The sequence below is a fragment of the Methanosarcina sp. KYL-1 genome, from assembly GCF_024372725.1.
In the GTDB taxonomy this organism is placed as follows: domain Archaea; phylum Halobacteriota; class Methanosarcinia; order Methanosarcinales; family Methanosarcinaceae; genus Methanosarcina.
Window position 1 is genome coordinate 35,147 of sequence record NZ_VOUA01000006.1, and the last position, 13,126, is coordinate 48,272.

At 48.8% G+C, this 13,126-nt stretch carries 8 protein-coding genes and 1 pseudogene; all 9 read right to left on the reverse strand.

Annotated elements, in window-relative coordinates; translation table 11 throughout:
* Positions 1-180: 180 nt before the first annotated feature.
* Positions 181-3,381, reverse strand: coding sequence for an Nramp family divalent metal transporter (locus tag FTO70_RS06515; protein WP_255334938.1), 3,201 nt, complete (start codon positions 3,379-3,381; stop codon positions 181-183).
* A 437-nt stretch (positions 3,382-3,818) separates the two neighbouring features.
* On the reverse strand, positions 3,819-4,004 hold the full coding sequence (locus FTO70_RS06520) for a hypothetical protein (protein WP_255334939.1): 186 nt from the start codon (positions 4,002-4,004) through the stop codon (positions 3,819-3,821).
* Positions 4,005-4,305: 301 nt separating this feature from the next.
* On the reverse strand, positions 4,306-5,409 hold the full coding sequence (locus FTO70_RS06525) for an acetylserotonin O-methyltransferase (RefSeq protein ID WP_255334940.1): 1,104 nt from the start codon (positions 5,407-5,409) through the stop codon (positions 4,306-4,308).
* 219 nt (positions 5,410-5,628) lie between these two features.
* Positions 5,629-6,327 (reverse strand): dipeptide/oligopeptide/nickel ABC transporter ATP-binding protein, encoded by a 699-nt coding sequence (locus FTO70_RS06530; RefSeq protein ID WP_255334941.1) that lies wholly within the window; start codon positions 6,325-6,327, stop codon positions 5,629-5,631.
* Positions 6,315-7,295, reverse strand: coding sequence for an ABC transporter ATP-binding protein (locus tag FTO70_RS06535; RefSeq protein ID WP_255334942.1), 981 nt, complete (start codon positions 7,293-7,295; stop codon positions 6,315-6,317). Before FTO70_RS06535 ends, FTO70_RS06530 begins: the two co-directional genes overlap by 13 nt.
* Complete coding sequence (gene nikC, locus FTO70_RS06540; RefSeq protein ID WP_255334943.1) at positions 7,292-8,146, reverse strand: nickel ABC transporter permease subunit NikC; 855 nt, start codon at positions 8,144-8,146, stop codon at positions 7,292-7,294. Before nikC ends, FTO70_RS06535 begins: the two co-directional genes overlap by 4 nt.
* 39 nt (positions 8,147-8,185) lie before the next feature.
* Positions 8,186-9,127 carry a nickel ABC transporter permease gene (gene nikB / locus FTO70_RS06545; protein ID WP_255334944.1) on the reverse strand — a complete coding sequence of 314 codons (942 nt, stop codon included), beginning with the start codon at positions 9,125-9,127 and terminating at the stop codon, positions 8,186-8,188.
* A gap of 134 nt (positions 9,128-9,261) precedes the next feature.
* The gene (locus tag FTO70_RS06550; RefSeq protein WP_255334945.1) at positions 9,262-10,836 is read right to left on the reverse strand and encodes an ABC transporter substrate-binding protein; all 1,575 of its coding nucleotides are present in this window, start codon (positions 10,834-10,836) and stop codon (positions 9,262-9,264) included.
* 941 nt (positions 10,837-11,777) lie between these two features.
* Positions 11,778-12,551: pseudogene (locus tag FTO70_RS06555) on the reverse strand (P-loop NTPase); the annotation flags it as partial.
* Positions 12,552-13,126 lie beyond the last annotated feature (575 nt).

Here is a 13,126-nt window from a genome sequence, read left to right on the forward strand (position 1 = left end):
ACGGGGTATGTTCAGGCCCTCGCTCTAAATCCCGTAAAAGAAGACAATAGACCTTATACGGTTTAGTTCGAGCAGAAGTTACCAAACAAAAATGGATTTGATAAATCTTATATCATCAAAGGTTCTCGGGGAAGTGTCCATCCCCACAGCAAGCTGCGGGGTATTCGGCTAAAGTAAAGATTACCTCCCCGGTTCAGGGGGGGCGGAAAACATCTCGCATGAATGCTCTTTTTTGTGTCCTTCGGGATCAAGTCCCCGTTCCCGCAGAATATACAAAAAGAGGACCAGGCCAAGCCCGTTTACCAGGAGCATGGAGGGAAGGCTGTTTCGGATAACACTCATTATGTCCTCTAGCGGAGCCGGATAGGCGAGTAGCGGGAAAATTACAAGGAGATGGAGGCATTCGACCAGAGCCCCTAAAAAAATGAGTCTAGGGTAGTTAAGTTTCCGTTTCCAGAATATCGAAAAACCTCCTGCAACAAGCCCTGCAGCAATGGTGGCAACGGCGCAGGGAACAGCAGTCCACCCGCCCTGGCTTAAGCGGTAGATACCTCCGATAAGTCCGGCAAGTCCTCCGATTAGCGGTCCCCCCAGAAGCCCTGCAAGCATGGGCCCGAGATCCCTGAAATTGACCAGGATCCCATCTACCGGGACAGCTCGCATCGTGCCGTAGACAGAGAGCAAGCCGAAGCACATTACAAGCCAGATCCTGCTGCTTGCGGAAAGCTGGCCTTCAACCGCTTCACAGAGGGTTTCCGTACGGCTGAACAGGTACAGAGAAAAAGTAACCACAAGCACCCTTTCAAGCAGGGGGACAGCAACGTTGAGCAGATAGCGGTCATTGGCAATAGCAAGGAATAGGAGTACAGAGACTGCAAGTGGCTTTATAAGTGCCGGACTTTCCGTCTTTCCTGCATTGATTTCACCGGCAGGTTTTAAGTTTCCGGGGTCCGTCGGGTTAAGTTCTTGGATCACATAGAGGAAAAACAAAAGTCCCAGCACGTTTATCACGGTCATCGGCAGGTAGGAACTGCGGGCCACTTCCAGAATATCGGAGAGAGGTGCAGGATATGTAAGAAGCGGGAGCAGTACGAATAAGTGCAGGCTCTCCACCAAGACTCCGAGGAAAAGAAGCCTGGAATAACTTAGTTTTTTTTGCCAGCGCTTCGAAAGCACTCCGGCCAGGATACCTGCAGCTATACTTGCCGCTGCACACGGAAGAGCTGTCCAGCCTCCCTGCATGTAGCGAACAGAACCGCCCATAAACCCGGCAACTGCTCCTGTAAAGGGTCCGCAGAGCAGCCCTGCAAGCATGGGCCCGAGGTCCCGGAAATTTACCAGAATCTCTCCTACCGGGATTGCCTGTAGAGTCCCGTAGACCGAGAGAAAGCCAAAATCCAGAGCCAGGAGGCTCTGCTCCTTGAGGTTCAGGCTGCTTTTGAGAGAGTTTTTTACCACGGCAGTCCCTGAGAGAATGTAGAGGAAAAAAGCCGCAACCACAAAGTGTTCGATTAGCTGGATACCGGTTGTCATGAAGCTTCCCTCTAAAATTAAAAGTGCAAGCATGGATATAAGGGCAGTTAAAGCCTGCAGTGAAACTTTCAGGCCTCCTGTTTCCTGTATGCGTGAGGCGAACCTGTTTTCAAGGAAAAAGCTCTGTTCTTTTATGATATACAGGAAGAGAGCCAGTCCGAACACATTCGTAAGGGTCATTGGGAGCAGGAAACTCCGAATAAGGGCCAGGATGTCTTCCAGGGGTGCGGGATAGACGAGGAGAGGAAAAATCACCAGGAGATGGATAGCTTCCACGAAGACGCCAAGCCCGGTAAGCCTTAGATAATCCAGTTTGCCCTTCCAGCAGATTGCGGCATAGCCTGCCAGGACGCCGGCAAGAATCGTTGCAACCGCACAGGGCAGGGAAGTCCAGCCTCCCAGGGAATAGCGATAGAGTCCTCCTATCAGTCCTGCAAAGCCCCCGAGAACGGGTCCTCCCAGCAGTCCGGCAATCATGGGCCCGAGATCCCTGAAGTTGATAAGCGCCCTGTCAAAGAGAATTGCCTGAGTGGTCCCGTAAATGGAAAGCGTGCCGAAGACCATCACTATCAGGGCCCGGTCAGCCATTGAAAAGCCTCTTTCCAGGGCTGACCTCATATTTTTTGAGCTGCTGAACATATATATGACAAAAGCAACCACAGTAACCCTTTCCATCAAAGGGACCCCGAAAAGCAGGAACTGTTCTTCCTTTAAGAGCGCCACAAAGAGGAATAAAAAGCTGCCTGCAACCATGAGCAAGCGCCATAATTTTGACCCTCTTGCATATGCCGGGAGCTTGAAGTCAAGATAGACTACCATAAAACCGATTAATGCAAACATTATTGATGCGAGGGCAGAAACCCACGTGAGGATGTTTCCAGGCTCTCCGAAGCTGATTATTAAGGCAAGGACAATTACAAGCCCGGAGATTATTCCCCTGTAGAGCGTTGTTTCGTCCCTGAAACTTATCCCCGTTCCTCTAAGGATCGAAGCAATCGCCCGGGCTCTTCCGTCAACTCCGGTAAGGATTAGGGCAACAAAAACAACGTACGAAGTTAAAATGAATACCGGAACTCCGTAAGGCAGTTTATTGAGCGAAAGATAGAGCCCGTTAAAGAAATCCGTACTTGAGCCTGAAGAAAGCCCGATAGTCATGAAGGCAAAAGAAAAAATCCCCGTCAGCCAGAAAGCGAGCCCCTGGCTGATTCTTACGTTCCTGAAATGTGTGGAAAAATAAGCTTCTCCATGCCTTGTCCCTATTTTTTCCTTGAGCCAGGTAGAGTAGAACAGGAGGGAAAGGCTTGAACCGGCAGCCCCCAATAGCCCCATAACCGTAATTAGCTGCTCTTTTTCAAGAATAGGGACAAGCCCCTGGGGCACGTTTACAAAAGGAATTCCCGTCCCGAGTAAGGTGTAAAAAGTTCCTATTATTATCAAGCCTGCAAACAAAGATACAAGTTTTTCAAAAAAAGAGTATGGACATTTATAGAGAAAGAGACCCGCCAGGATCAGAGAAATAATTGCCATCAGTTTTATGGAAAGAAGTCCCGGGAAAAGTTGCACCAGAAAAGTTCCCGCAAAGAAGGCGATGCCTCCGAAGCCTAGCAGTTCAAGTGTGTAGATGCACATAATAAAGATTACTTCCCAATTTTGAGGGCCCGGAATGTGCCTGAAACCCCTGAAAATGTCTTCCCCCTGTGCGAGGGTATAACGGGAAAGTCCTTCTATCAGGCAGTATTTGTAGACCAGAGCCACTCCAATAACCCAGAGCATCCTGTATCTGGATGCTGCCCCGGAAATCAACAGGTCCGGATAACTGTCAACACTCATATGGACGGCAAGAATCATAGAAGGCCCTAAGAAAAACAGCAAGTCTAGCAAAACAGGCGCAAACCGCCCCACTTTACCTTGAAGAATAAATGAGGCAGAGTATGCAGAGCCCGAGGCATTTTTAAGATCCCGGAGGGAGTTGATTCCAGCCACTATAGCACCTGTAATTAAAATATTAAATATATAATAAAAGGTCAAAATAGTAATACTCTTTTAAAACAGTTATGCCCCGGAAATGAACCTGCCAATCCCTGTATGAACATACTAACTCCTGTACATATTAAAAATGAGCCTGCATCCGGAAAGCATAAACTCAAAAGAAGTTTGCCCTCCCGGAATCGCAATTACGCACAAAAACAGATATAATCGATTCCTAAGCCCTTGCAGAACTTGCATAAAATAATGAGGAGCTCAAGGCCGGAAGATTGCAAAATAGGACTCACAAAAAAATAGTTTCAGAATGAAGAATCAACGTAATCGACCGGCCTTTTAAAAACAGCCGCTATCATGCCGTCGTCATCAATCTCGTCTGCAAACTTTATGAGTTCCCAGCCTTCAACCCCCAGGCTGTTAAGGTCTTCTTTTGTCTTGGACCATTCATTGAACCTTACTGCTTTAATGTCATATTCCCAGATAGTCATTTTCCATTATCTCCAGTAAAGTTGGATATTATTTACCATATACTACTGGGAATACCTGTTATATGTATCTTTTTAAAAAATGGATTTGCGATTAAATCAAGTAAATTTGATCTTGCTTGCTTTTGGTCCATTAACTTCAGGGTCTATTTTCAGGGTAGTGAGCCTGAGGGAGGGGCAAGCGATTGAATATTAAGGGACTGCCCATTTTTTTCCTCTCAATCCTTTTCCCTCCTGACGCACTTCCCTATTAATCTCTTATCTTCTGTTAAGCTTCCCCTGCTCCCCTCTGCTTCTTTACAATTCACACCTGCTTCTTTGCAAACACCATCCTTGACCCACATTTCATATCCAGGGTCCTGAAGACTTCAAGCCCGTAATCCCCCAGCATCTCGATATATTCGTTGAAAGGTACGCTGTTTTCAAAGCTGTAGCCTGAGCCGCCCTTTTTCGTGTCTTCAAAAGTCCAGAGGTTCCAGTCCAGGTTGAGGAGGGGATTTGATTCCGTATTTTCTTCCGAGAACTGCCGGGTTACGAAAACCCCTCCCTCGTTCAGGGCTGAAGCGATTTTCGGGATAAGTTTGGGAACCTTGCCGCCCGGGTTAGAGGATGAGAAGATAAGGTCGTACTCTGTCCCGAGTTCATCCTTAAAGAAGTCCCCTGGAACTACATCCACATTGGAAGCCCCGTATTTTTCGATGTACTGCTTCGTCTTTACGGTTACCGGAGGAAGGTCGAATACAAAAGCTTCAAGCTGCTCGTTCATTTTTGCAAAAGCAATGGCGTAGAGCCCGTGCCCTCCTCCCATGTCCAGGAGTTTCCGGACCTTTCCGAGATCAACATTTTCCATGACCGTCCTGACGGTTTCCTGGAGCAATCCACAACGTGCGTTTTCAGCCATGCAGCTGATAATCCCCCAGAAAAAAGGACCTTTATCGACAACTTCGGGTCCTTTCCTCATAAGCTCGGGCAAACGGGCCCAGCGTGCAACGTTCCTGGACATTTCGGAAAGGTATTGCTGCTGGGAAAACGGAGTTTCTTTCAGGAGATATGTAGTGCTAAGTTCCGAATTCACATACCAGGGGGAAACCGTGTTTTTTTCAGCTCTGTCTTCACCCTCGTATTCCCTACTCTCTTTCTCAACCTCAGCTATCTCCTCAAACCTGTCCAGAAGCCCGAGGCTGACGAGAGCTTCACAGAAATGGGGAACTAACACAGGGTCGCATCCCAGTTTTTCGGCAAGCTCCCCTGCCTGAAGAGGGGTTTTCAGAGCTTCAAACACCTCAAGTTCAAGAGCCGTAACGATCAGTCGGTACTCTTTAAGTCCCCTGATCGAGTCGTCCATGATCTTGAAGAAACGGTCTGCACCCACAGACGGGGTTTCCATTAGTTCGTTCTTTACTTTCATGTTCAATCTCCTTTTACGCTTTCTTTTCGTCCTTGCCTTGAATGTAATTGCAAGCACGTAACTGCTAAATATGAAAGAATCAATTGGAAATCAATCGGAAACCGATGGAAACCAATTGGAAATTAATCGGAAATCAATTGGAAATTAATCGGAAATTAATCGGAAATCAATTGGAAATCAATTGGAAATTAATCGGAAATCATAGAAACCATAAGAAAGTCACCTGAAATCGATTATTTTTCCTCCCTCCAGAACCGCAATCTCATCGCTCATCCATTCAACGACTTCCATGTCATGCGAGATAAACAGGAAACTGATCCCGTAGTCTTCCTGGAGGTTTTTTAGCAGGGAGAGGATCTGAGCCTGTACAAGGGGGTCAAGCATGGAGGTGGGCTCGTCCGCTACAATGAATTTTGGCCTCAGCCCCAGGATCCGGGCAATGACCACCCTCTGGAGCTGCCCTCCGCTGAGTTCTCCCGGGTAGCGAAAAAGCAGTTCCTCGTTAAGGGAAACTGCATCAATCAGTTCCAGAATCTTACTTTCTTCGGCTTCTTTCCCGCACAGCCCGTGAATCCTTAAGGGCTCGGCAATGCAATCGTAAATCTTCATCTTCGGGTTCAGGGAAGATTCGGGATGCTGGAAAATAATCTGCATTTCGGTCCCGAGCCTTTTAAGTTCCCTGCCCTTCATCCCGGAAATGTCCCTGCCTTCGAAAAAGACCTTTCCCGCCGTGGGCTCCATCAGCCTCAGGACCGTCCTGCCTAGTGTGGATTTGCCGCAGCCGCTTTTCCCGACAAGCCCCAGGGTTTTGCCTTTTTCAAGCTCAAAGCTTACACCGTCAACAGCCCGATTCACCTGCCTGCGGAAGAGCCCGGAATTGTAATACTTTTTCAGGTTCTCGACTTTTAAGAGCGGCATCGTGTCTTCCCTCCCTTTTCGTCCCCGGTCTTTTTTTCATAGAGCAGGCACCTGACCTGTCTCCCTCCCTCAAGTTCCAGGAGTCTGGGCCGGGTTTTCGGGCAGGCTTCCATCCGGAATTCACAGCGGGGGTGGTACCTGCAGCCCGGGGGAGGAGAAACAAAACTCGGGCTCTGCCCGGGAACGGAACGAAGCCCCTTTCCGGGCAGGGATTCCAGGAGGGCTCGGGTGTAGGGGTGTTTCGGGCTGGAAAATATTTCCCCTGCTTCTCCGGTTTCCACGATTTCCCCGGCATACATGACTGCAGCCCTGTCCGCAATTCTCTCCGCAACTTCCAGGTCATGGGTGATCAGGAGCATGGAAGACCCTTCCTGCCGGACAAGCCCGGAAATCAGGTCTGCAATCTGCTGCTTCGTCTGCGGGTCGAGCCCTTTGGTGGGCTCATCGGCAATCAGGAGCCCGGGACGCAGGGCAAGCCCCATGGCAACCATAACCCTCTGGAGCATGCCCCCGCTAAACTGGTGCGGGTATTCGGATTTTCTCGAGGGGTCGATTCCCACGAGTACGAGCATCTCTCCGGCTTTCTTTTTGGCTTCCTTTTTTCCGCAGTTTTCATGGCAGCGGTAGATTTCGGCGATCTGGTCACCTATGGAAAGCACGGGGTTCAGGGAAAGGGAAGGGTTCTGGAGCAGGATCCCGATTTCTTTGCCCCTCACGAGCCTCATTTCCTTTTCGGGGAGTGCAAGCAAATCCCGTCCCAGGAAAAGGATTTTGCCTTCGATCTTCACGTTCCTCGAAAGCAGCCTCAGAAGAGCTTTCCCAAAAGTAGTTTTCCCGCATCCCGTTTCTCCTATGAGGGCAAGGATTTCTCTCTCTTTCACCACCAGGGAAATGCCCTCATTGGCTTTCACAGGGCCCCAGGTGGTCCTGAAGGAGACTTCCAGGTCCTCTACCAAAAGCAGGCTCATCCAGCCATCACCTCCCGGTCTGTCCCCTTATCAAGGCAGTCCCTGAGCCCGTCTCCGGCGAAATTGAAGGCCAGGACCGTGAGCATGATCATCAAGCCCGGGAAAAAGGTCAGGTGGGGAGCACTGCGGAGATAGGGAATGCCTGCCTTCAGCATGGAGCCCCATTCCGGCGTGGGCGGCTGGATCCCTAGCCCCAGGAAACTGAGGGCTGCCGCAAAGATGATTACGTGGGCAATTTCGAGGGTTCCGAGCACTACCACACTTTCCATGCAGTTGGGAAGGATATGCCTGCGCATGATATAGAAGTTCGAAGCCCGAAGCGCCCTTGCAGCTTCCACGAAAGCCCTTTTTTTCAGGGACAGGACCTGCCCCCGGACAAGCCTCGTGTAGACCGGCCACTGGGTAAGAGAAAGGGCAATTACGACATTGGAAAAACCGGAACCAAGTAGCCCCGCAATGACGAGGGCAAGAATAATGTTCGGAAACGCAAGGACTATGTCCACGCCCCGCATTACGATTTCGTCAAACAGGCCTCCCCTGTACCCGGAAAGCACCCCTAGCAGCGTACCTGCAATTGAGGTTGCAGCAACCACGAGAACTCCGATCCCGAGGGAAACCCTTGTGCCGTAGACTACCCTTGAAAAAATGCAGCGCCCCAGGTCGTCTGTCCCGAAAGGATATTCGGAAGAGGAATTCTCAAGCCTCCTGTCAAGCTTTTGCTCGAGAGGATTGTGGGGGGAGATAAAGGGGGCAAAGAGCGCAAGGAAAGAGAGCAGGATGATGAGCAGGACTCCCAGCACTGCAAGCCTGTTTTTCCGGAATTGCCGAATATTAAGTCTTTTTCCTGTCATACTTATGCACCTCCACCCACTTCAGTCATGTTGCCCGTTTCAGTCATGTTTGTCATACCTTATCCGCGGGTCGAGCACCGCATAGAGGATATCCACTGCCAGGTTTGAAAGCGAAAACAACACGGCAATAAAGAGCACACAGCCCTGGACCATGGCAAAGTCCCGTGAAAAGATGGAATCCACAAGCAGCTTTCCAAGCCCCGGCCAGGCAAATATTGTCTCCACGATCACGGTTCCGCCCAGGAGATAGCCCAGCTGCATCCCGGCAAAGGTGAGGACCGGAAGGAGCGCATTTTTGAGGGCGTGCCTGATGAGGATCGTCCGCTCATCAAGCCCTTTGGCCCTGGCTGCAACAATGTATTCCTGTTTCAGCACTTCCAGCATGCTGGAGCGGGTAAGCCTGGTCGTCACCGCAGCCATGGAAGTGCCAAGGGTCAGGGCGGGCAGGACCAGGTTTTCCAGGCTCCCGTAGCCGTAACTCGGGAGCAGGCGGAGGATCAGGGCAAAAAGCCAGATAAAAAGAAGCCCGAGCCAGAAATTGGGGATAGAAACCCCGAGCAGGGAAGTGAAAACACAGGCATTGTCCAGCAGGGTATTTTGCTTAAGGGAGCTCAGGGTCCCTGCAGGAATGGCGATCAGAAGGGAGAGAAACAGGCTTGCCAGGGCAAGTTCGGCAGTCGCAGGCAGGCGCAGCAGGATCTCTTCAAGGATATCGTCAGAGCTTATAAGCGACCTCCCAAAGTCCAGGTGCAGCACATGCTCAAGCCAGTTCAGGTACTGGATATAGACCGAGGAGTTGAGGCCTTCCGTTTCCCTTACGGCTTCGATCTGTTCGGCGCTCAGGTCCTGCCCGTACCTGGCAATAGCAATGACCTCGGCAGGGTCCCCGGGAGCAAGGTACATCGCAGAGAAGGTGATGAGCGTCACCCCGAAGATCACTATAGAAATCAGGAGCAGGCGTTTTGCTATGTAGTTCCACATTTTTCTCGGTCCGGTTTTCCTCAGATACGAATAGAAGCAAACGAGCCTAAAATAAAATGAAAGTGGAAAGAGTGAGGACTTTCACCCCTTTCCACAGCGATTCGTTTCTTTTCGAAATTATTCATTTTTCGAAATTATTCATTTTCCAGGTACACTCCCTCAAGGTTCAACCAGGGGTCCTCGGAGGTGATGGTGTATCCTTTCACATAGGAGTTGGCTGCTACGATTTTTTCTTCGTGGACCAGGTAGAATGCCGGGACTTCTTCGATCACGAAGTCCTGCAGGGCATAGTAAAGTTCCCTCTGCTTATCCTCATCCAGGGTCATGTCAGCTGCGTTTACGAGCTCATCGTAGGTCGCATTCTGGTAGTGGGAACGCGGTGCCGTGGAATGGTGCACGAAGAAATGCCTCGGATAGGGGCCCCAGACAAAGTACCCGCTGCGGATGATTATGTCAAAGTCCCCGGAGTTTTCGAGCTGTGTAATGGCCCCTCCTTCCAGAAGTTTGATTTCCGTATCAATTCCAACTTCTGCGAGTTCACCCTGGATTGCCTGGGCCATAGGGTTGTGCCTGGATGCCCATTCCCCCTTGCTGACCAGGAGAGTCACATGCAGGGTTTCTCCGTCCTTATCCACTATGCCGTCCCCGTCAGAATCCTCCCAGCCGGCTTCCGAAAGCATGGCTCTTGCCATCTCAGGGTCCCGGGAATAGGTCTCAAGGTCGGGGTTGGAGTACATCATGACCGGGGAGTAAGCCCTTCCATTTGCGGCTTTCCCGACACCTTCAAGCACCTCGCTGGTAATTATCTCCGTATCTACGGCATATGCAACGCTCTGCCTGACCGATTTATCATTGAAAGGAGCTTTTTCGCAGTTAAACTGCAGGAAATCGGTGAAAGTAGTAAGTTTCCTGTATACCTCTATACCATCTTCACTTTCGAGCCTTGAAACGTCATATTCGGGGACTTTGAGGATCATGTCCACTTCCCCGGTCTCGAGCGCTATAACCCTGGTGGAAGCCTCAGGAATCACCTTGAAAGTCACCTTTTCGAGTTCTGGTCTTTCGCCCCAGTACTCCTCGTTGCGCGAAAGTACGATTTCCTGGTCCTTGACCCGGCTTTCAAACTTGAAAGGACCGGTCCCGACCGGGCTTACAAAGTTTCCTTCAGAATCAACAGAAGTCGGGCTCATTATAGGCCAGGCTACATGGGTCAGGTAGAAAGGCAGAGGCGTGGGTTTTGCCAGCACGAACTTTACGGTATGGGCGTCAAGGGCTTCCACGCTTACTATGGGCCTCAGCACCGCCTGCCTTACATAGGCCTGCTCGGTGTAGGAAAAGACAACCGATTCAGCGTCAAAAGGCGTTCCGTCATGGAAGCTTACCCCTTCCCGGAGGTGGAAAATCCAGGTTTTTCCGTCGTCAGGGGTTTCCCAGGACTCCGCAAGCCCCGGGACAATATTCAGGTCCGGGTCAAGCCTGACCAGCGTCTCATAGATCTGGGACCAGACAAAACGCCCGTCTCCGTCCGGAAACTTGTCAAGATACCAGTTGTTGACATCCGTACTGATTCCTACAGTTAGTTCCTGGGAAGAGACTTCGGAATCCGCACCTTTAGCGGTTCCTTCCTCATCTCCACCGATGCAGGCACTGGCACTGATCACGGCGAACAGCATGAAAGTGAGCAAAACGAACTTTAACTTCCTATTCATGGTACATCCTCTTTTTTGTGAAGTTGGTGCAGGGGGATTTTTAAGGGAGATTTTTTAGTAAAGAAATGGAATCCCCGATCCCACTTCCTGATAACTCTTCTATGAATCCCTGATTCGGATACGGTAAGGACCTGGAGCTTTCATTCTCCTGCCGGGATTCGGAACATTCCAGCCAATCAGGTACTTATGGGCTCACGATTAATGTATTTTTTAAAGTTCCAAAATTGCAATATATTTAATATTGACAAATAGTAATTTTTAGAATTATTGTAATACTCAATATGATAAAAGAGTTTTCTTATAATAAGATATGTAAACGGCGTTAATCTAAAGTGTTACTCAAAATGAGGAATGTAAAAAGATCCGTAAAAGTGAAAGATCGTCTGGAAAGCAATTTTCAGGGGCAATTCCCTCTTCGTTTCGTAGAGTTCGGAGGAAATTCAATCCCTCATAAATTTCAATTTACTTTTCAGGTACCGCCGCTCTCACCAACTGCTTTGCAGCTTCGGTTTTCCATAAAATGTGTAGGGGATGGCTATACAAGTCATCTCCATAACTATTATGGTCATCTGAATAACTACTAAGATCAACATAATAACTATAAAGGTCATCACGATGACTAAATGCTTTATTGGAATGCCCGAGAGGCGCCGCCAGGCAAGCTGGCGGAGAATTCCTATCTCAATTAGAATGAAAAAAAGTTTCCGGGGTAAAGTGAAGCACTTCCTGGGCTAGCTGGCGGGGGAATCTCTCTTCTTCACATTGTTTGGATTTAAAGGCCCTGGATGTTTCCAGCCTCAATCCCGCTGACTCAGGCAATTTCAGGCTGTTTTAAAGGCACAACATACGGGACCCCGGAATGTGTGCTTATGCAAGCCTTGAACTCGTAGACCTCTGCGATATTCTCGAGGTGAGCGCCGATCCGGGGTCCTCACACAATTTCAGGCCCCGGTTCCCGAAACGAGGAAATCGGCAATTGACTCTATTTCGGGCAGCATGACCTCGAGTTCTTCTCCCGAAAGTCCCGCTTTGAAAACCTCCGCATCCATAGGGACTGCAGCCAGGACCCTTGCCTCGCCTATGGATTCAATCATCACCTGTTTTCCGATTATGTCCACCCTGTTCAGGACAAAATAGCACGGCTTTCCGGCTTTTTCAGCCAGTTCCCCAATTTTCCCTGAAAGCCGGATAGACTCGTAGGACGGGTCAAGCACCATCAATATGAGGTCGCACCCTTCCTCAACCCCTCTTCCGAAGTGCTCGATGCCTGCTTCGGTGTCCACAAGTACCAGGTCTTCAGATGTGGTTTCTATGTTTTTCAACAGGTGTTTGGCCAGCGCACCCATAGGACAGGCACAGCCTTCCCCGAAATCATGGATTTTTCCCACGGCCATCAGTTTTATCTTCCCGTTTTCCTCGGTGTAAGCCTCAGGGATGTCGAATATTTTCCATTTGTCCCCAAAAACCTCCGGGGATTCTCCTTTCTGAAATGCCTGCCTCATTTTTTCTCCCAGGGCCTTTTTTCCTCCCAGGTAATTCATGAAGTCTTCAGGCTTCTCCACTCCGAGCTGCCGGTGCAGCCCGAAGTTCGACTCATCACTGTCCACTACAAGCACATTGTACCCCTTTCTTGCCATTTCCTTTGCAAGCAGGGCCGTAAGCGTGCTCTTGCCGCTTCCGCCTTTTCCGCATACAAGAACTTTCATTTTTGTACCTCTTTTCGGGACTTTGTTTTTTCAATAAGCAAAGGAATCTTCCATTATGCACATTTTATTAAATTAAATAAACACAAATTAAAATTTTATATTACTTAATTAGCATATATTATTAATATTTCTAACATTTTTATGCACAAATAAGAGAAAATATTCAACATTGATAAAACTTTCGAAATCTATCATTTCTTAAAAATAACAACTACAAAAATTGAGGCTTCTTGATACAGGGCAGTTATTGAAGCGTAAAATCAATAAAATCGAAAGCAATGAACTCGAGAGTAATGAACCCGAAAGCAATTAAATAAATCGAATATATGAAATCGCAAATCAATAAAATCGCAAACAATAAATCGTAAATCAAAAAAATCGAACATAATGAAATCGTAAACAATAAATCGTAAATCAAAAAAATCGAATCTATGAAATCGCAAATCAATAAAAAAACGATAACAGAAAAACAAGATAAATATCAACTTTAAATAACCGGATTGGAAACTCCATCCCGGAAAAACCGGGTCTGGAATTCCCTCCGTTTAAGGGAAACAACTTCTGTCAGCTGAGATGCCTGGATA